Raw genomic sequence first — 21249 nt, 5'->3', positions numbered from 1 at the left:
TAAATGAAAATTACATATTGTGATGCGTTAGTCATCGGTGGAGGATTGGCTGGCCTTAGGGCTTCTATTGCGACACAGCAAAAGGGCTTAAGCACGACCGTGCTCTCTTTAGTGCCTGTGAAGCGAAGCCACTCAGCTGCAGCACAGGGTGGAATGCAAGCAAGTCTAGGCAATTCAAAGATGAGTGATGGCGATAATGAAGATTTGCACTTCGCTGATACCGTGAAAGGAAGTGATTGGGGGTGCGACCAAAATGTGGCGAGAATGTTCGTAACAACTGCACCAAAAGCGATTAGAGAGCTTGCTGCTTGGGGTGTGCCTTGGACGAGAATCCAAAGGGGCGATAGGACAGCGGTTATCAATGCGCAAAAAACAACTATCACCGAAGAGGACTTTAGGCACGGCTATATCCATTCGCGCGACTTTGGTGGGACAAAGAAATGGCGCACTTGCTATACAGCTGATGCGACAGGACACACAATGCTTTATGCTGTGGCAAATGAGGCATACAAGCACGGCGTGGATATTCAAGATAGAAAAGAGGCTATCGCGCTAATCCATAAAGACGGACAATGTTATGGTGCGGTTGTGCGTGATTTGGTAACGGGCGAATTAAGTGCGTATGTAGCCAAAGGCACACTTATCGCCACAGGTGGTTATGGTAGATTGTATAAAAACACTACAAATGCTGTAATTTGTGAGGGTATAGGTCTAGCGATAGCAATGGAAACAGGTGTGGCAAAACTTAGCAATATGGAAGCAGTGCAGTTCCACCCAACTCCACTTTTCCCAAGCGGAATCTTATTGACAGAAGGTTGTCGTGGCGATGGTGGGATTTTGCGTGATGTTGATGGCTATCGCTTTATGCCAGATTATGAGCCAGAGAAAAAGGAACTTGCAAGCCGAGATGTGGTTTCGCGTAGAATGATTCAGCGAATCCGCGAGGGCAAAGGCGTGAAGTCTCCTTACGGAGAGCATTTGTGGCTTGATATTTCTATTTTAGGGAGAGAGCATATCGAGCGAAACTTGCGTGATGTTCAAGATATTTGTAAGATATTTGCGGGCATTGACCCAGCTGATGAGGGCAAAAAAGGCTGGGCTCCTGTAAAACCAATGCAACACTACTCAATGGGTGGTATCCGCACCAACTATCAAGGACAAAGCTACTTAAAAGGACTTTTTGCCGCTGGTGAAGCAGCGTGCTGGGATATGCACGGGTTTAACCGACTTGGCGGAAACTCTGTGAGCGAAGCAGTGGTCTCTGGTATGATTATTGGTGATTACTTCGCGCAATATTGCGAAAAGGCTCAAATTGACATTCCTACAAACCTTGCAGAAAAGTTTGTAAATGACCAACATAACTATCTCTCAAGCCTACTTAACAACGCAGGTAACGAAGATGTCTATGTGATTAAAAATGCGATGAAAGAAGTTATGGAAGAAGATGTAGGAATCTTCCGTGATGGCAAGGGATTAGAAGACGCTGTGAAGCGATTAGAGGAGTTGTATAAACGAAGTAAAAATATCCAAGTCAAAAACAAAAAACTCCACGATAATCCAGAACTAGAAGACGCCTATCGCGTGCCAAAAATGCTCAAGCTCGCACTTTGTGTAGCAAAAGGTGCGCTTGATAGGACAGAATCTCGTGGCGCACATACACGAGAGGATTATCCAAAGCGTGATGACTTAAATTGGCTTAAGCGCACACTCACAAGCTGGGAAGACCCAAATCAAACTATGCCAACCGTAACTTATGAAGACCTTGATATTTCTAAAATGGAAATAGCTCCGGGATTCCGTGGATATGGTGCTAAGGGAATGATTATTGAGAATCCAAAAAGTGCGATTCGACAAAGCGAGATAGAGAAAATCACTGCCGAAGTGCAAGCTAGAGGTGGTGATAGATATGAGCTTCAACAAGCCCTAATGCCCTTTGAACTCCAAGAGAAATTCAAAGGTAGAAATCAACGATTAGGAGATAAGTAATGAGCACACAACAAAAAGGAAGAACACTTACCATAAGAGCGTTAAAGTTTGACCCTCAAAGCGCGGTTTCTAAGCCACATTTTAGGGAATACAAGATAGAGGAAACAGATTCTATGACGATTTTTATCGTGCTAAATATGATACGCGAGAATCAAGACCCAGATTTAAGCTTTGACTTTGTGTGTCGTGCTGGAATCTGTGGGAGTTGCTCGATGATGATTAACGGGCGTCCGCGTCTGGCTTGTCGCACACTGACAAAAGATTTGCCAAGCGTGATTACACTTATGCCATTGCCTGCGTTTAAACTCATTAAAGACTTGAGTGTCAATACAGGTGATTGGTTTGCAGGTATGACGAAGCGTGTGGAGAGCTGGATTCACACACAGCATACACCTGATATTTCTAAACTCGAAGCCCCTATCGAGCCACAAGTCGCTGATGAAGTCTTTGAGCTTGATAGATGTATCGAGTGTGGGTGCTGTATCGCAAGCTGTGCCACAAAGGTAATGAGAGATGACTTTTTAGGTGCAGCTGGTATGAATCGCGTGGCTCGTTTTATGATTGACCCACACGATGAGCGCACTGACGAGGATTATTACGAACTCGTTGGGAATGATGATGGCGTGTTTGGCTGTATGAGCCTTATCGCTTGCCACGATGTCTGCCCTAAAGAGCTTCCATTGCAAAGCAAAATCGCCTACTTGCGCCGCAAAATGGTAGCAGTTGGCAAAAAAGACTAAATCTTAACCAAATGAGAATCTAGCGCATTTGTCGCTAGATTCTTTCTCTATTCTCCCAATAGATTCTAAAATCTCTTATATAACCCAAACTTACCACTTCCTAAAAATACGATAGCAAGCGCACCAAACAAATACAATCCCTGTAATTCGACAATCCACCCGCCGTGCTGATTAAGCGCGAAAATCTCCCCACCCGTTACCACGAGCGCGGCGACTATCATCGTCCCAATTATCATTAGTGCGTTCAATCGCACACACACACCAAGTATAAGCAAAATCGGCGCAAGCACCTCTCCTACATACACGCCATACGCTATAAAGCTAGGAAGTCCTATGCCTTGCATCGCTCCCTCTATGCCACCTATGCCATTTTCAATCTTATTTATCCCGTGCAAGAACATCAACCCTCCCACACTCAAACGCAATATAAGCCTGCCTACATCGCCACTATTTGCATAAAACAACATACAAACTCCTCAATAATGATTTTTAGCGAAATATTGTATAAAAAATTTAATAATTATATGAAGAAAAAGGGGGAGATTCTGCATTCACTCCTTAATAAGCAAATACAGAATCCAAGAATACTAGAATCCAAAAGTATAGCGCACAAAGGCGTTATAGCTTTGGCGAGTATCGACTTTATGCGCGATTGGTTGCACATTTTGATATGTTGACTCGTAGTCAAAAACTACGGTATTAAACATAGGTATCATCGCACCAACTTCGATACTATGATACTTTAAGATATTTGTCCTTACGCCTACATTCCAATTTAGTGCAATCCCAAAGCGTCTATCCTCTGCTCTTGTTTGAGGCACATTGCTATTGGTATTAAGGATATTATGGAATTGATACATTTTATCCAATCTATTGCTTTTCCAATATTGGAATCCTATGCCAAGACCACCAAATACACCCAAATTAAAATTCTCTCCCGCGATAACATTAAAGAGTGCTTCAGCATTAGCTGTCAAGTTGAATTGATAAATATTGCTTTTACCACCTTCTAATGTCAAAGGAAACTGCGGAGCTTGGATAGGATTATATACTCCAAAACTTGCTGATTTCCCTTGCAAGGTAAATTGGTTGTAATAAAAGCTCCCATACGCTCTAAATCCAAAAAATGGAGTAAAGAAATGCTTATATCCACCTACCACACCATAGCCCGGACCTGTGTTGGTTGAGTTCCAGCGCGTTTGCTCCACTCTTCTTCCCACTGTATCTGCCATATTTTCATTATACACCAAATCCCCATACATAAGCTGTGCACCGACAAACACACCGCTCTCTTCTGCCTTAACCTGTGTGCTAGCAAGCACAATCGCACACACAAATCCTAGAAGAAGCCTATAATAAAGACCCCCCCCCTAATCTTAGATAACATTGCGTTATCAAATGCCTTAACCATACAATACCTCCGAAAAATGAAATTAAGCGTTTGCTATTCAAGCACCACTGTCTTTTGAATCTTAAACCTTAAGCAAACTTGAAGCCAAATGATACAAAAAAAAAAAAAACGCTTTAAGCTAAATCGACATAATACAAAAATTTTTAATCTTTTTCAAGGGAAAAAGTTAGATTTTGATAAACTTTCGCACTAAGTGATTGAAGTGCAATAAAAACAAAAATAATTCCAAAATGAAAGTTTTTCTTGCATTTTTACTAGAATTTAAAAAAAATTTAAGCATTTGGTCTTTTTCTTAGCCAAATATTAAGCATTTCCACGCCTAAAGAAAATGCAATGGCAAAATATAAATATCCCTTTGGGATATGGAAATGCGCCCCATCAGCTACTAACGCCACACCAATTAAAATAAGAAAGCTAAGCGCGAGAATCTTAATAGAGGGATTTGCCTCGATAAACTCACTAATACCCTTAGAAGCAAACATCATCACAGCAATGGCGATGACTATGGCTAACATCATCACAACGAGATTTTCCGCCATACCAACCGCCGTAATCACAGAATCTAACGAAAATACAATATCCAAAAGCGCGATTTGCACTAAAACCAAACCAAATACCGCGCTTACTTTTGTGGGCTTTTTATCTTCCTCGCCCTGCGCCATTTGGTGTATTTCACTCGTGGCTTTATAAATCAAAAACACCCCACCAAAAAAAAGCACCAAATCTCTCCCGCTAAGCGCAAAATCACCAATAGTGATAAAAGGCTTACTTAAATGTGCGAGCACAAAGACAAAGCAAAGCAATGCAATGCGCGTAATGCACGCCAAGCTAAGCCCCAAGATTCTCGCTCTTTGGTGTAAATGTGCGGGCAAACGCGACACTAAAATGGCTAAAAAAATGATATTATCAATCCCCAGCACAATTTCCATAATGCTTAAGGTCGCTAATGCCATCCACGCGCTTGGGTCAAAAATCCATACAAATAAATCTGCTATAACCAACCCTTTTTCTTAAAATACACAATTGGGAAAATGGTAGAAAGCACCATAATAATAAGCACCACAGGATAGGCATATTCCCACTCTAATTCTGGCATATTTGTAAAATTCATACCATAAATCGTGCCGATAAGTGTAGGAGGCATCATCGCCACCGTTACTACCGTAAATAGCTTAATAGTCTTATTTTGCTCGATGTTGATTTGGTTTGTAAGAATAGTTTGGATATTATCAAGCGCGTTCATATTTGCCGTAGTAAAATCCACTAGCGAATTTAAGTCTTTTAGCACGATAGAGAGCGTTTTTTTGACATCAGGGTCTGGCTTATTGCTTTTTAAAATCGCTGTAATAGCGCGCCGTTTATCAAACAAAGAATCCCGCACGCTCATATTAAGCTCTTGAAGATTTGAAATCCCACCAAGCGTGCCATTATAATCTGTAACTTCCTCACTGCTAAGCACACTTTTACGCAACACGCGCGTATCTTTCGCTGCAGATTCTAGCAAGTCGGCGTCTTTCTCCACTCGCGCTTCAAACATTTTAGCCAGCAAATCAAAGCCATCTTCAAAAATTTTAGGGCTTGCAAGCACCACTTGTTGTAACTCATCAAACACACGAAATTCATTATAGCGAATGGTAAAAAGTGTTTGTTTATGTAAAATAAAGGTAACCGTCTCATTGACTAGCCCTCCTTCATTATCACGCACTAAAAAGTAAGTGTTAGATACGATACTTCGGCTATCTTCCCAATAACGCGCAGATTCCTCGATTTCCTCTCGCTCTTCTTTAGTAGGAATATCGAGGTTATACGCATTGGCGATGTAGTTTATCTCCGCACTTGTGGGCTTTAATAAGTCAATCCATAATATCTGCTTGCTTAAGCGCAAATCTGGCGTAACCTCAACATTCTCCTTGCTCACAAACCCATCTTTTTTAAAAAATACATTCACTTCACACCTCCACTTCGCAACAATCTCCACTTACTGCATTAACTTCAATGCAATTATAGAATCTAAATAAGCCAAACGCGCCTTATTTGAGTAAAATTCCACGACAAAAATTATTTTTTTCACATTTATTGCTTTGAGATTCTCATACAGGTTGTATTTGTTTGTTATCAGCTAGGTTATTATCTGCCACATTTTGTAAAAATGTGATAATAAACTCGCTAGCTTTCATATAGCTTTGCGCACTTTTGCTTGTAGGTTCAAAAAACACGATGGGTTTGCCACTATCGCCACCTTCACGCACCTTTGGTTCTAATGGAATCTGCGCTATGGTGTGCGTATTATACTTGCTCGCGAGCTCTTGCGTGCCACCTTTGCCAAAAATATCATACTCTTCCCCACAATTTGGACAAATAAATCCACTCATATTCTCGATGATTCCAGCGATTGGGATATGCAGAGATTCAAACATATTTAAACTTCGCGCACTATCATCAAGGCTTACTTTTTGTGGTGTGCTTACGACTACTCCCGCACTCACAGGCACACTTTGAGCGAGCGTGAGTTGCGCATCGCCTGTGCCCGGTGGCATATCAATGACTAATATATCTAACTCACTCCACAGCACATCAGTAAGCATTTGCTCAATCGCCCTCATCACCATAGGACCACGCCAAATAAGACTCTGTCCCTCCTCATAAAGCACACCAATACTCATCATCTCGATTCCATACGCTTTAAGCGGAATGAGCTTTTTGAGTTCATCATTTACCATTGCCTTATTGGCATTAAGACCGAGCATTCGCGGGATATTTGGACCATAAATGTCCGCATCAAGCAATCCCACCTTTTTGCCCGCTTGAGCGAGTGCTATGGCAAGATTCACACTTGTGGTAGATTTCCCCACACCGCCTTTACCTGAGCTAATCATCACAAAATGCTTAATATGCGGTGCGAGATTCTTCGTTTTGGGAGTTGGTTTTTCTTGTTTGGGAATCTCTGGGGTAGAAATGTTTATGCGCGGGTTTTGTATACCAATTTTTTTTAATGCCATTTGCACATCGCCACCGACCTTTGCCACAATTTCATTAGAACTTGAGGGAATGCTTAAGTGAATCTCTGGTGGATTTGCTCCCTCATTTATCTCTTTGACAAAGCCAAAACTCACAATGTCTTTTTGGAAATTTGGGTAAATAACACCACTTAATGCTTTAAGTATTTGTTCTTTTGTCTGCATAATCAATCCTTATTGTGTATGAAGTTGTTGTGTAAAGTGTTTTAATAAAGAAAAGTAAATAAGATTCTTTTTAGGGGCAATTTTTATGTGTTTATTTTGTCAAAAATCCTCTAGTTATAAAACTTCGTATAAAATTGTATAAATTTTGCAAGGAATTTAAAATGCCAAATACAATAAAGCCCACTATGCCAACATCGAATGCAAAAACCACAAATTTGCTATTTTACGCGCTTTTGACATTGTTTGTTTTTATCGTGCTTATTCGCCTTGTTAGCCTTGCGCTATATCCGCTTATGGACCCCACAGAGGCGCGATATGCCGAAATGGCTCGCAAAATGCTCGAGTTAGGCGATTTTGTTGTGCTACACTACACCTATGAGTCGCCCTTTTGGGGCAAGCCTCCGCTTAGCTTTTGGGGGAGTGCGCTAGGAATGAGCCTGTTTGGAGTCAATGAATTTGGCGCGAGAATCGCGCCTTTTGTCGCGGGATTGCTCGTATGTGCGCTGTTTTTTGCGTGGCGTTATGATATGCGCGATTTTGCCCCCTTACAAAGCCCTAAAGAAACGCAAAATCTTAGACAATCTCACAAAAAATGGCAACTGCAAAATCTCACACGCTCCCGATACACGCTTGCTTTAGCGAGTAGCATTATTATGCTTAGCACGGCTCTTGGGCTTGTCGCGTGTGGGGCTGTGATGACTGATGAGTTTTTGCTCTTCTGCGTTGGGCTGTGTATGGTGGGGTTTTGGAATTGCGTGGCAAGCCCGAATTCACACATACAAGATTCAGAATTTAAAGCCAAAAACGACACAAATACGAGCGATAAAGCAAGCCAAAGCGCGAGCCAAAGCACGCAAAAAGCACGATTTTGGGGATATGTGTTTTTTGTGGGGATTGGGCTAGGATTGCTTGCAAAAGGACCGCTTATTTTTGTGCTTTCACTCGTGCCGATTGTGGGATTTGCCGTGCTTATGTGGATTTTTCATCGCATTTGTCAATCTCGCCAAATAACCCAAAATCTCACCCAAAATCCACAAAACACACCCGCACAAACCACCACAAACGCAAGCCAAAATCTCACACTGCGTTACAGCAATTTGCCCCTTGTGAGCGGGACTCTCCTCGCCCTGCTTATCGCGTTTCCGTGGTATATTTTGTGCGAGATGAAAAGCGAGGGATTTTTGGAGTATTTTATCATCGGCGAGCATTTTAAGCGATTTTTAGTCAGTGGCTGGGAGGGGGATTTGTATGGGAGTGCGCATTCACGCACGCTTGGGAGCATTTGGATATTTTTCCTCGTGGCGTTTTTGCCCTGGAGCATTATTTTTGTAGGATTTTTTGCCCGCCACATCGCCACGCTCTTTGCACATTTTACAATCTCCGCAAAAATCCCTTTTATGAAAGCCTCTTTTTTCAATGCCACACGGGATTTGGCGGGGCAAATCGCGCAAAATCTCCTCACGCATAATGCAAAAACTCTCTACCTCACGCTTTGGATTCTTACCCCGCTAGCATTTTTTACCCTCTCGCGCAATGTGCTTTGGACTTATGTCCTGCCCTGCGCGATTCCATTTAGTATATTGCTCGCGCAGTGGATTTTTTCTACGCACACAAAGGCGTTTGCGACATACATTTGGATTTTGCCTTTGGTGCTTGTGGGTGGGTTTGGTGGCTTTGTGCTTACGCAAAGTGCGCAAAACCTGCTCTCCCCCTATCATCACAAAGATATTTTTACGCGCTTTAGCGGGGACTCTCGCCTTGCTTTTATCGGGTTTGCTCCGTCTTATTCTGCGGAGTTTTATACCCACGCTAAAAATGACGCGCTTAGGGCTAAAAATCCCTCCATAACGCCATTGCGAGAGGAAATCTATACGCGCAAAGAGTTGCAAGAATGCGTGGCATTAAATAGCGAGACAACCCACAATCAAGGGCTTCAAAGTTGTGCTTTACGCGAGATTTTAGGCACAAATGAGCGCGTAAGCATCGCCATAAAAACAAGCGATTTTGCTACCTTTGGCGAGTTTTTCGCCCGCGTTGCCCCCGCATTTAGCCCAATCGTAGAATCTAAAGGCATAACGCTTTTGCAGAATTTCCCCACAGATTAAAAAACTTCATATAAAAATAATATGCTACAATGCAAACTACAAACCATTCCTAAGGAGACACTATGCGCCTAAGTGAAGCAATAGCATTTTTACAATCAAAAGACATACAAATTAAACATCTGCAAACAGCGCAAGACTTTGAGCTTAGCGCAATCGCTCCACTTGATGAAGCGACACCATCGCAACTTAGCTATATCGACCAAGATAAATATGCTAAAGACTTGCAAGACTCCAAAGCTGGTGCTGTGCTCGTGCGTGAGAATCTCACAAATCAAGTGCCACAAAATATCCAAGTGCTTGAAGTTGCAAATCCACATTTAGCTTTTGCCTATCTCTCACATTTGTTTAAAAAACCAGAATTTAGCGACCCAAACACCAACTACGCAATAGAGCACACAAACGCTCAAATTGCTCCAAACGCATTCATTGGAAAAAATGTAAGCATTGGAAAAGGAAGTGTGATTATGCCAAATGTCGTAATTAGCGATAATGTCAAAATTGGTGAAAACTGCATTATATATCCCAATGTGGTAATTTACCGCGATAGTATTATTGGTAACAATGTCATTTTACACGCGGGGAGCGTCATTGGAAGTGATGGCTTTGGCTATGCACATACAAATCTTGGCGAGCATATCAAAATCGAGCACAACGGGTGTGTAGAAATACAAGACAATGTCGAAATTGGCGCGAACAACACTATTGATAGAGCAGTGTTTGGCAAAACGCTTATCAAACAAGGCGCAAAAATCGATAACCTCGTGCAAATCGGGCATAACTGCGTAATCGGCGAGCATAGCCTGCTGGTCTCACAAGTGGGCTTGGCAGGGAGCACCACCACAGGACGCAATGTCGTAATGGGTGGGCAAGCTGGCACAGGAGGGCATATCCATATCGGCGATTTTGTCCAAATCGCAGGGAGAGGCGCAGTTGGCAAAAATCTCCCGCCAAACACCAAATGGGGCGGACACCCGCTAATGGAACTCGATGCGTGGATGAAGTTTTATGTCAAATTGCGTAAAATAGTCAAAGATTCTTAAAAATCCTGTTTATGATATTTAAAGAATTTAAAAGGAGGTAAGATAGAGAGGGTAGCCTAGTCTTTCTTTAAGAAGGATTGCTTACTAGGCTACTTAAATAAAAAGTTGCGATAGCGTTTTTTCTAGGTTGGAGTTGGAGGGGACCCTGCGAGAAACGCTAAAGTAAGTTGTATTCAAAGCCTATCTACTCGCTATTGGTAAGCTTTGGTTGAAATTGTAAAAAACAAACCTAAACAAAAAGTAAATCACAAAATTTCTTTAAGGTTTTAATATTTATTTAAATATATATAATAGAGTTCTGTATTTTAAATAAAGGAGACATAATGAACAAACACGATACTATCACGCATCAAAGCATAAAAGAGCTTATGGATATTTTTTATGATAAAGTGCGCAACGATGAGAATCTAGGACCAATTTTTAAAGCACAGCTTGGCAATGAAGATTCTCGTTGGGAGACACATAAAGAGCATATTGGAAAATTTTGGAAACAAATGCTCTTAGGAGAAATGGGCTTTGAAGGGCAACCAATGAAAAAGCACTTGGAATTGCCACCTTTCCCACGCGAGAGATTTGGCGATTGGCTTAGTCTTTTTGAAACCTCTCTAAATAAAGTGCATACCAAAGAAGTAGCCCAAGAGATTCTCTTTAAAGCCCGCGCTATCGCACAAAAATTTCAACAAATGCTTTATGAAGTGCCTCACCACTAAAGCATTTTAAGAAACAAGCATTTATATTATATAGAACCCACAAAAACTCTCGTTATAGAATCTCGATTCTATAACGATTTATCAACTACCTATAAGAGCCTATTTATTCTCAAGTAAATTTTGCTCTTTCATTGCGGTATAAATCTCATCATATCCGCTCAACGCCTCTTTATCCACTCTGCGCCATTCATTCAAGCCCTCCATTGCCATCATTTTAGCGATTACAGGGTTGCTTTTGCGTGCATTTTGACTTAGGAGCATTTGTGAAAATGCCTCGCCAAGTGCGCTATCATATTTTGGCAACACGCTAAAATTACAATGACAATACCCCGGCGAGCTCCAAAAGCTCTCAATCTCTGGGTATGTGCCCTCTTGGAGGATTCTCACCCAAGTGCTCGAACCAATGCTCCCTGCATCTAGTGAGCCATTTTTGATTGACTCTAATACATCAAACTCACTTCTCCCCGTATCGCCGTGCTTACCCATATCGCTATTATGGCGCACTATGCCTAATCCTGTGGCTTTTATTTCATCGCTCTTTCCTCGCCCACACTCATCAGGAGAGTTAAACTCCGTAATTTGCGGAGCGGTCCTTGCCTTTTGCAGATAATATAACGCCATAATTGCAGCCTGCGCGCTATCTCTACTGCCTAAGCCAAATCTTTTACCCTTTAAGTCCTCTAAAGACTTTATCCCGCTATCTTTGCGTGCTACAAACTTCGTAGTAAAACCAATATCTGTATCACGCATAATAAGAGCTTTTGCTTTATCTTGTGTGGCGTGCAGTGTGCGTATCCACGCGACATTAGTATTCCACGCTATATCGATATGTCCTTTAAGGAGAGAATCTACCTGTCTTTCATAATTACTAAAAAGCACATAATCCAAGCGGAATCCAAAATCCCCAGCATTAGCATAATCACGGATAATATCCCAAATAGGCACAACCTTTGGGTCATAAGCGACCGCCCCTAATAAAATCGTTTTCATTCATTCTCCTTTAAAATACAATCATTTCACCAACGCATCGCCTAGCCAAATTTTAAGCACATCAAGGCTTGGTGCCATTACTTGCGAAGCGAGACAATCACGCATATATCGCTCTAATGGCAGTCGTTTGGCATACGCATTTCCACCACCTAATCTCATTGCAAGAGAGCAAACCTCCATAACATTATTAGTTGCGTTAATCCTACTTGCAAAGATTTTAGCCGCACAATCAGCCTCCCCTGCCTTAAAGCTTCTAGCCGCTTCATACACAAGCGCGAGAGAACTTTGCACCTTAGTATAAATTTCAGCTAAATGCACCTTAACCATTTCAATGTCTGATAATGCTTGTCCGCTCGTGTATTTGCGACTTTTTGTATAATCAAGCGCACATTGATATGCCGCACTTGCTAGCCCTGTATAAACTGCCGCAAGCCCACTTACAAAATACGCAAGTTCCAATGGAGCTTGTTCCTCAAACTTCCCTTCCTCCCCAATGAGAAAACTCTCATTTACTTGCACGCCATTATATTTCACAGGCATTGATGAGTTTCCACGCATTCCTAAGCCGTCCCACGCAGATTCTTCGTGTATGATATTTGGCAGTGTCCTATCCACGAGCCAATTATTTTGTGCGCCTTGCACTTTGCACGAATTTGTGTTAGTGAGATAATAATCCGCATTCAAAGCCGAAGTAACGAAACTCTTTCGCCCTGTGAGGATTCTATTGTTGCCATCGATTTTTTCTGTAATATCTGGCGCATTAAAATGCGTGCCCGAACCACTTTCACTATATGCCAAAGCGAGAGCAATTTCGCCTTTTGCGATTTTTGGCAAAAATTCCTTTTTCATACTATCATTTGCAAATCCCACTAAACACGCACTAGCAGTATTGTGCATCATATAGCATAGCCCTGTGGTGGCGTCTTTTTGTGCGAGCTCATAGCACACTTGTGTGTGCTCTATGATACTTCCGCCCACACCACCAAACTCTTTAGGCACTAAAAGCCCCATAAAGCCCTCTTTTTTAAGCGTATTATACGCCTCTTTTGGGAATCTCCCCTCTTTATCCACGCTTTGTGTAATTGGCGCGACCACTTCTTGTGCGATTTGTTGTGCCTTTGATTGCACATTTGATAATTCTAGCATTGTTGTTCCTTAAATATAATTTTGTAATTCAATCACACGGATTGCTCAACAGACATAACAAAAGCTAAAAAATATTTGAAGTCTTAAGAATACTTGTCTGCGCCCTATCCTAGAGCCTGACTTCCGTAAGTATATCAAATTTTTACATTTTTTACGCAAAAATCTTTTTATAAGGATTATAATTGTGTAATGAAAGCGCAAAATTATCGTCTTATTGTGAGTGGAGTTGTGCAAGGCGTTGGGTTTCGACCATTTGTGTATAATCTCGCCACGCGCTTAAAACTCAAAGGCACAATCCAAAACCACGCCCATTGCGTAATAATCACGCTTTATCATCTCTCTTTAAGCACGCTAAAGCACTTTATAGCACTTTTAAAAAGTAACGCACCCAAAAATGCCAAAATCACTACAATCACTTATAAAAGTTTTGTAGATTCTCACTTGGCAAAGGACTTTCGCATTATTCACACAAATAATACAAACACGCACACACAAAACCTTTCATTACAAATCCCAAAAGATTATGCGATATGCCAAGAATGCTTAGAAGACTTCTATAATCCCACACGATTTCACTCGTATGCTTTCACCGCTTGCACGCAGTGTGGCGCACGATATAGTATGCTCTACTCCTTGCCTTATGAACGAGCAAATACCGCTATGCGCGACTTTATGATGTGTGAGAAATGTCAAAAAGATTATGAAAATCCTACTAGCAGACGCTTTCACGCTCAACCAATCTCGTGCAACCATTGCGCCATAGAATTTTCCTTTAATGGAGTAAAGACAAATGCAATGCAAGCGTGTATAAACGCACTTACAAACAACAAAATTGTAGCAATCAAAGGCATTGGTGGCTTTGCACTCGTTACCAAAGCAAACAACACGCAAAATATAGCGCAATTACGAGCGAGAAAAAATCGCCCACACAAGCCATTTGCCATTGTGTGCAAAGACTTAACCCAAGTGCGCCAAATCGCCAAATGTACCAAAAAAGAGGAGCAAATCCTGCAAAGCAAACAATCTCCTATCGTGCTTTTAACTAAAAAGAAACGATTAGATTCTCACGCTCCTCTAAGCCAAGAATGCTTAGATTTAATCGCGCCACATATCGACACCATAGGAATCCTCCTTCCATTTAGTGGCATTTTACACTTGCTTTTTGGTTTCCTTGATAGTCCGCTTATTTTCACAAGTGCTAACGCCAATGGCTCGCCAATCGCTACAAACACACAAGAACTCCAGCAGTTTTGCGGTGTGTTTGATTGTGTGCTTACTTACAATCGTGCCATTGTTAATGGCATTGATGATTCTGTGGTGCGCTTGATTGATAGAAATGTGAGAATCTTGCGCTCTGCTCGTGGTTATGCGCCACTCACACTAAAGAGCGTATGTAAGCCCAAAGCACCTCAGGCACAGATTCTCGCGCTAGGAGCGAATCAAAAAGCAAGTTTTTCTCTTAGTGATGGCACGCATACACTCACTTCGCCTTATATCGGGGATTTAAACAATCTTAATACACTTGCTCGCTACCAAGACACACTTGCCAATATCCTTGCGCTCTATCGCTTTACCCCACGAATCTTTGTGTGCGATATGCATCCACAATATGCGACAAGCGCGTTGGTTAAAGAGCTTGCAAGTAAGGCAAAAAACACACTAGATTCTACAATCGCCACAAACTCACACAACCTCCAAATCACACAATGTGAATTTGTCAAAAAGCAGGACAATCACTTTGCAATCCAGCACCATTACGCGCATTTTTGCGCTATTTTGGGAGAGAATGACAAATATGACAAAAAACAATATTTAGGCATTGTTTGGGACGGGACGGGATTTGGGGTAGATTCTCATATTTGGGGTGGAGAAGCCTTTGTGGGTAATCTCCACAGCGCAAGGCGTGTAGCGAGCTTGCAAGAATTTAGATTGCTGGGTGGGGAGAGCGCGATTAAAGATATTCGCCGTTTAAGCCTAGCACTCATTTTAGCATTCGCCCCAACGCATAGAGACATAATTATCCCGCATTTTAACACACAAGAACTCACGCTCTTAGAGCAAATGTATGAGAAAAACTTAAACTCCATTGCCACAAGCTCGGTTGGTAGGCTTTTTAGTGCGGTAGCACACATTCTTGGCATTGCGGAGAGTGAGAGTTACGAGGGACAATGCGGAGCAATGTTAGAATCTTTTTATGACAAAAATGAAGTGCGATTCTATCCGCCACGCTTTGTAGATGATTTGCGCATTGATTTAGCACCACTCATAAGCGGAATCTGTGCGGACAAAAAATCTCATCTCAAAACTACAAACATTGTAAGCAAATTTTTTAACTCACTCGCGCAAATTGCCCTACTCATCGCACAAAAGCACAAATCTCACACAGATACAAATGAAGTATTCTTTAGCGGTGGGGTGTTTGCCAATAAAGTCTTGTGCGAGCAAATCACTAAGATTTACAAACAAAATGGTTTTAGGGCAATATTTGCTACAAAATATCCAAGTGGCGATGAGTGCATTAGCTTAGGGCAGGCACTCGCGATAATCGCACGAATACAGCAACGCGCAAAAATAAGGCAGATTTAAAAAAAACTTCATTACCAAGTTTTTAAGGCTTAGGAGAAATAAGCGGGTTTGGGCTACACTAACCCATCTCCCTCCTCGTCATATTCCTCATCATCTTGCTTTTCTTTAGGGCATTTGTTGGCATAGGCGACTTTATCATTGCCGACATTTACGATTTTCACCCCGCTTGTGTTGCGTCCCGCTTCGCGTATAGCTTCAGCATCTACGCGTATCATTTTGCCCGAGCTTGTGAGCACCATTAAGTCCATATCCTCATCATTGAGACTTATCACGCTTACGAGATTTCCTGTTTTTGGTGTGAGCTTCATTACGATTACACCCTTGCCCGCACGCGATTGCAAGCGATATTCGCCAGCCGTAGTTTGCTTGCCAATGCCACGCTCACTCACGGTTAGGAGTTTATCTGTGTCGTTATCAATGGTAGTCGCACCCACGACAAAATCTTTATTAACTTTAAACTTTAAGCCCGTTACGCCACGCGCCACGCGCCCAATCTCACGCACATCATCAACGCTAAAGCGGATACACATTCCTTGATAAGTAGCGATAAAGAGTTGTTTAACATTGGCGTTAATGATATGTGCGGTTACGAGCTCATCGTCCTCATCTAAGTTTATAGCACGGATTCCCACGCTTCGCACATTGCCATATTCGCTTAAATTTGTGCGCTTGACAAGTCCATTTTTGGTGAAAAAGACAAGCGATTTATCGGTGTTAAAATCACTTGTAGTGATTGTCGCCATAATTTTTTCATTTGCTTGGAGATTGATGAGATTTACCACCGCCTTACCAATGGCTGTCCTGCCCGCTTCGGGAATCTTATAAACTTTCAACCAATAAAGTTGTCCGCGATTGGTTACAAAAAGTATGGTGTCGTGTGCGTTAGCGATAAAAAACGATTCGATAAAGTCATCATCGTGGGTGTTACCACTAATCTTGCCTTTACCGCCACGATTTTGCTTTTCATAAGTTTTTAGCGGGACACGCTTGACATAGCCTCTATGACTCATCGTAACGACCACTTTTTCATTAGGGATTAAATCCTCTATATCGATAGCATCATAGTCATCTTCAATTTGGGTTTTACGCGGAGAGCTAAACTTCTCTTTAATCTCTAAAAGTTCTTGTTTGATGATTTCTTTGAGCTTTTCCTCACTTCTAAGGATAGATTCTAAACGCGCGATTTCAGCAAGAAGCTCGGCATATTCTTTCTCAATTTTATCGCGCTCTAAGCCTGTAAGGCGTTGGAGGCGCATTTCAAGGATTGCTTTAGCTTGGAGCTCTGTGAGTTTAAACTTTTTCACAAGAGCATTTTTTGCTTCCTCGCCATCGGCACTTGCACGGATAAGCGCGATAATTTCATCGATCTTATCAAGCGCGATTTTTAAGCCCTCTAAAATATGTGCTCTAGCTTTTGCTTTCTCTAATTCAAAGATACTTCGGCGGATTATCACGCTTTTGCGGTGGGTTATAAAAATATGTAACAACTCTAAAAGTGTAAAAATTTTAGGCTCTTTGTTGTTAATTGCTAGCAAAATAATGCCAAAAGTGCTCTCCATTGTGGTTGATTTAAACAAATGATTAAGCACAATTTCGCTCATCGCCTCTCTTTTAAGCTCAATTACCACGCGGATTCCCTCTCTATCAGATTCATCGCGCACTTCACTAATGCCCTCGATAATTTTCTCTTTGGCAAGCTCGCTAATTTGTTCAACTAGCTTTGCTTTATTGACTTGGTAGGGGACTTCATCAATGACAATAACTTCTTTAGTCTTGGTATGCTCAATATGTGTTTTTGCACGCACTTTCACACGCCCACGCCCTGTGCGGTAGGCTTCTGTGATTCCTTGCTTGCCATAGATTATCCCGCCTGTTGGGAAATCTGGTCCTTGCACAATGTTGAGAATCTCATCAACTTCCGCATTAGGAGTATTAAGCAAATAAATCAACGCATCAATGATTTCATCTAATCTATGTGGTGGGATTGAAGTCGCCATACCAACGGCGATACCGCTTGAACCATTTAAAAGCAAATTTGGCAAGCGTGTAGGAAGCACTGCTGGCTCGGTGAGCGTATCATCATAGTTGCTTACAAACTCCACGGTTTCTTTTTCAATGTCGCGGAGCATTTCCTCGCTTGCTTGCGTCATTCTCGCTTCTGTATAACGCATAGCTGCCGCGCCATCGCCATCGATTGAGCCAAAGTTCCCCTGCCCATCGACAAGCTCCAAGCGCATTGAGAAATCTTGCGCCATTCGCACGAGTGCATTATATACGGCTATATCGCCGTGTGGGTGATACTTACCAATCACATCGCCCACAATTCTCGCGCTTTTTTTATAAGGCTTACGCGAAGTTACGCCAAGCTCGTGCATAGCATAGAGAATCCTACGATGCACGGGCTTTAGCCCATCTTTTGCATCAGGGAGCGCACGCCCTACAATCACACTCATCGAGTAATCTAAGTAACTCTCTTTAATGCTATCATCAATTTGAATATCTGCGATATTTCCATTCTCTAGCAGGTTTTCCATTTGTCTCTCCGTTGTTTAGGATTAGAATCTAACACAATATATCGTGCAATTATAGTAAAAAAGACTTAAAAAATGGCTTAAGAGTTTTGCGCCATATCATACGCCTTTGCTAAAAGCTCCTTTGCACCATTTGCAATCATTCTTTGAGCTACAATTCTTGCGATCTCTTGTGCGTGTAATTTTTGCTCTACCACACTTGCACTGGATTCTAGCGTGCATTGCTCCTCATCACGCATACTTGCACTCCCATCAGGTAGCCCCACAATCGCACGAAGGCGAAGCGAATCGCCATCAATGTTGGCAAAAACACCGATAGGCACTTGACAACCGCCATCAAGCAAAGTAATAAACTCTCTCTCAGCTAAGCAACAAATGCTTGTTTGGGAATCTTCTAGCTTTTGGAGTGATTCTAAAAAGGCGCAATTCTCCGCACATTCAATCCCTAAAGCACCCTGCCCCATAGCAGGAATAAGAGAATCTAACACCTCAACTTTCAACCCCTCTGCGTGCAAATCAATCTCTAATCTATCAAGCGCAGCCTTTGCAAGCACAATAGCATCAAACTCACCATTTTTTAGCTTTTGTAATCGTGTTTGCACATTGCCACGCAAAGAGAGTGTATCTAAATCACTTCGCAATATTTTTAACTGCAAAGAACGGCGCAAAGAAGTCGTGCCAACCTTAGCATTAAATGGCAGAGATTGTAGATTCTCATATTTCACGCTTAAAAGGCAATCTTGCCATTGCGCTCTTTTGGTAATCGCACACAGCATAAGTCCATTTGGGAGATTCACGGGGACATCCTTAAGACTATGCACGGCAATATCAATGCGATTCTCAAGCAAGGCTTCCTCTAATTCTTTGGTAAAAAGTCCCTTGCCACCGATTTTTGATAACGGCGTATCAAGGATTTTATCACCCTTTGTCTTAATAATCTCTAGTGTAGAATCTCTATTGAGTTCATTTTTTAGCCGAGATTGAATGTGTTTGGCTTGCCAAAGTGCAAGCAAACTCCCGCGTGTGCCGATGATAATTGGTTTCATTGCGCGCTAAACTCCGCCAAAACTAAATCTTTATCAATCTCGCGTTTGATTCTGCCCTCGCGCGTGATAATCTCCACTTTATTGTCGCTTAAAAGTTTGCCGACCACAATAGCCCTATCAAAACCAATAAGCTCAAAATCACTCATTTTAAAACCAAACCGCTCATCTCTATCATCAAGCACGACATCGACATTTTTAGTGCGGAGATTCTTATAAAGTTGAAGTGCGTAGTCCATTTGCACGCAATCTTTGGTATTTGACACAATAATCACCACATCAAAGATTTTCACTCCACTGCCCCACACACAGCCAAACTCATCAGCCTTTTGCTCTAAAATCGCAGGCAATAATCGCGTAACACCAATCCCATAACAACCCATAATGAAGTGTTGTGCCTTACCATTAGAATCCAAAAATGTAGCATTCATAGATTTAGAATATCTATCTCCAAGTTTAAATATATGTCCAATCTCAATGCCTTTAGTATGGCTTAATGGCTTACCACAACGCTCACATAAATCACCCTCGCGAACTTTAGCAATATCTGCGTAATGCTTATGCGCTAGCTCCGCACTATTCATATCCACGCCCACGAAGTGATAGTCTCGCTCGTTTGCGCCCATTATAAGATTGCTCGCACCTTTGAGACTTATATCAAAAATATGCGGGCATTGCAAGCCAATCCCACCGATAAAGCCCGCTACAATGCCACTTTTCTCATCAATCTCACATTCCTCAAAGAAAAGATAATTTTTACAATCTTGCATTGTATTAAGCGCGTTAAGTGCTTTTGTCTCCTCACATTCATCATCGCCACGCGTGAAAAAGACTACCCACTCACTTTTTTGCGCGCTTGATTCTTTATTTGACTTTATCTCCTCGTATATAGCCTTTTTTGCCACTGCTTTTATCGTGTAGAATGGATTAACTTTAAAAAACTCGCATAATGATTGTATAGTTGTGGTGCTTGGAGTGAGAAACTTTGAAAAATCCGCCTTTGGTGGCTCTATGGGATAGGAAGATTGACTTTGAGTAGAATCTATACTTGTTCGCAATGCTCTTTTTGCTGCCTCGAGATTTGCCGCATAGCCACAACTCTTACAAATCGCCAATGTATCCTCGCCACAAGGAGCGAGCACCATAAATTCCTTACTTCCACTTCCGCCAATCGCGCCACTATCAGCTTCTACGACTTTATATTCCAGCCCTAGCCTATCAAGGATTCTCCTATATGTGCGCTCCATAGTGTCAAACTCTCTATCTAAATCCTCTTTTGTGCCGTGGAAGCTGTAAGCATCTTTCATTACAAATTCCCTCGCACGCATAAGCCCAAATCTCGGACGCGCTTCATCGCGGAATTTGGTGTGAATCTGATAGATATTAAGCGGAAGTTGTTTATAGCTTTTAACAAAACTTCGTGCAATATGCGTGGCTACTTCCTCATAAGTAGGTCCAAGCACAAAAGCATTTTCTTTCCTATCGCTAAAGCGGAGCAATTCCTTGCCATACTTGCCAAATCGCCCGCTCTCCTCCCACATTTCCGCAGGCGTTACAAAGCCAAAGAGCAATTCTTGTGCGCCCGCGTTATCCATTTCTTCTTTGATGATAGTGCGGATTGTATCAAGCATTTTTTTGCCTAATGGCAAAAAATTATAAATCCCTGCCCCCACTTGCTGGATATAGCCCGCACGCACAAGGTATTGATGAGATTTTAGCACAGCATCTTTTGGAGATTCCTTTAAAGTGGGGATAAAAAGTTGTGAGAATTTCATTGCC

At 42.0% G+C, this 21249-nt stretch carries 16 protein-coding genes; 6 read left to right on the top strand and 10 right to left on the bottom strand.

Annotated features, from left to right (window positions below; translation table 11 throughout):
* Positions 1 to 3: 3 nt before the first annotated feature.
* Positions 4 to 1986, top strand: coding sequence for a fumarate reductase flavoprotein subunit (locus ACWIUJ_RS02430; protein WP_454168742.1), 1983 nt, complete (start codon positions 4 to 6; stop codon positions 1984 to 1986).
* Positions 1986 to 2726 (top strand): fumarate reductase iron-sulfur subunit, encoded by a 741-nt coding sequence (locus tag ACWIUJ_RS02425; RefSeq protein ID WP_454152251.1) that lies wholly within the window; start codon positions 1986 to 1988, stop codon positions 2724 to 2726. Before ACWIUJ_RS02430 ends, ACWIUJ_RS02425 begins: the two co-directional genes overlap by 1 nt.
* 65 nt (positions 2727 to 2791) lie before the next feature.
* Here ACWIUJ_RS02425 and ACWIUJ_RS02420 read toward each other — a convergent pair whose 3' ends face one another.
* The 5 genes from ACWIUJ_RS02420 to ACWIUJ_RS02400 all read right to left on the bottom strand — a co-directional run bounded on the left by ACWIUJ_RS02420 (position 2792) and on the right by ACWIUJ_RS02400 (position 7319).
* Positions 2792 to 3193 (bottom strand): DoxX family protein, encoded by a 402-nt coding sequence (locus ACWIUJ_RS02420; protein ID WP_454152250.1) that lies wholly within the window; start codon positions 3191 to 3193, stop codon positions 2792 to 2794.
* Positions 3194 to 3313: 120 nt separating this feature from the next.
* A complete protein-coding gene (locus ACWIUJ_RS02415; RefSeq protein WP_454168740.1) occupies positions 3314 to 4060 on the bottom strand; it encodes an outer membrane beta-barrel protein in 747 nt (248 codons plus the stop codon).
* 349 nt (positions 4061 to 4409) lie between these two features.
* Positions 4410 to 5090 carry a TerC family protein gene (locus ACWIUJ_RS02410; protein WP_454169711.1) on the bottom strand — a complete coding sequence of 227 codons (681 nt, stop codon included), beginning with the start codon at positions 5088 to 5090 and terminating at the stop codon, positions 4410 to 4412.
* Between the two features lie 38 nt (positions 5091 to 5128).
* Positions 5129 to 6055, bottom strand: coding sequence for a magnesium/cobalt transporter CorA (gene corA / locus ACWIUJ_RS02405; protein WP_454152304.1), 927 nt, complete (start codon positions 6053 to 6055; stop codon positions 5129 to 5131).
* A gap of 172 nt (positions 6056 to 6227) precedes the next feature.
* On the bottom strand, positions 6228 to 7319 hold the full coding sequence (locus ACWIUJ_RS02400; RefSeq protein WP_454168738.1) for an Mrp/NBP35 family ATP-binding protein: 1092 nt from the start codon (positions 7317 to 7319) through the stop codon (positions 6228 to 6230).
* 161 nt (positions 7320 to 7480) lie between these two features.
* Here ACWIUJ_RS02400 and ACWIUJ_RS02395 point away from each other — a divergent pair, with 161 nt between their 5' ends.
* The 3 genes from ACWIUJ_RS02395 (at position 7481) to ACWIUJ_RS02385 (ending at position 11174) form a co-directional block, all read left to right on the top strand.
* The gene (locus ACWIUJ_RS02395) at positions 7481 to 9424 is read left to right on the top strand and encodes an ArnT family glycosyltransferase (protein ID WP_454168736.1); all 1944 of its coding nucleotides are present in this window, start codon (positions 7481 to 7483) and stop codon (positions 9422 to 9424) included.
* A 62-nt stretch (positions 9425 to 9486) separates the two neighbouring features.
* Positions 9487 to 10464 (top strand): UDP-3-O-(3-hydroxymyristoyl)glucosamine N-acyltransferase, encoded by a 978-nt coding sequence (lpxD, locus tag ACWIUJ_RS02390; protein WP_454168734.1) that lies wholly within the window; start codon positions 9487 to 9489, stop codon positions 10462 to 10464.
* Between the two features lie 323 nt (positions 10465 to 10787).
* Positions 10788 to 11174, top strand: coding sequence for a group III truncated hemoglobin (locus ACWIUJ_RS02385; RefSeq protein ID WP_454152245.1), 387 nt, complete (start codon positions 10788 to 10790; stop codon positions 11172 to 11174).
* Between the two features lie 99 nt (positions 11175 to 11273).
* On the opposite strand, the gene ACWIUJ_RS02380 is transcribed toward ACWIUJ_RS02385, so the two are convergent.
* Both ACWIUJ_RS02380 and ACWIUJ_RS02375 read right to left on the bottom strand, forming a co-directional pair.
* A complete protein-coding gene (locus ACWIUJ_RS02380; RefSeq protein ID WP_454168733.1) occupies positions 11274 to 12164 on the bottom strand; it encodes a phosphate/phosphite/phosphonate ABC transporter substrate-binding protein in 891 nt (296 codons plus the stop codon).
* A gap of 21 nt (positions 12165 to 12185) precedes the next feature.
* A complete protein-coding gene (locus ACWIUJ_RS02375; RefSeq protein ID WP_454168731.1) occupies positions 12186 to 13310 on the bottom strand; it encodes an acyl-CoA dehydrogenase family protein in 1125 nt (374 codons plus the stop codon).
* Positions 13311 to 13499: 189 nt separating this feature from the next.
* Between ACWIUJ_RS02375 and hypF the strand changes: the two genes are divergently transcribed.
* Complete coding sequence (gene hypF / locus ACWIUJ_RS02370; protein ID WP_454168729.1) at positions 13500 to 15896, top strand: carbamoyltransferase HypF; 2397 nt, start codon at positions 13500 to 13502, stop codon at positions 15894 to 15896.
* A gap of 53 nt (positions 15897 to 15949) precedes the next feature.
* Here hypF and gyrA read toward each other — a convergent pair whose 3' ends face one another.
* The 3 genes from gyrA to ACWIUJ_RS02355 form a co-directional block, all read right to left on the bottom strand.
* Positions 15950 to 18430, bottom strand: coding sequence for a DNA gyrase subunit A (gyrA, locus tag ACWIUJ_RS02365; RefSeq protein ID WP_454168727.1), 2481 nt, complete (start codon positions 18428 to 18430; stop codon positions 15950 to 15952).
* A gap of 77 nt (positions 18431 to 18507) precedes the next feature.
* Positions 18508 to 19473 carry a hydroxymethylbilane synthase gene (gene hemC / locus ACWIUJ_RS02360; protein ID WP_454168725.1) on the bottom strand — a complete coding sequence of 322 codons (966 nt, stop codon included), beginning with the start codon at positions 19471 to 19473 and terminating at the stop codon, positions 18508 to 18510.
* Positions 19470 to 21245 carry a proline--tRNA ligase gene (locus ACWIUJ_RS02355; RefSeq protein WP_454168723.1) on the bottom strand — a complete coding sequence of 592 codons (1776 nt, stop codon included), beginning with the start codon at positions 21243 to 21245 and terminating at the stop codon, positions 19470 to 19472. Before ACWIUJ_RS02355 ends, hemC begins: the two co-directional genes overlap by 4 nt.
* Positions 21246 to 21249: the final 4 nt, after the last annotated feature.

This window comes from Helicobacter sp. 23-1046 (assembly GCF_053654635.1).
The sequence above is the reverse complement of the archived record's forward strand: the minus strand, read 5'-3'. Positions and strand labels throughout refer to the sequence as shown.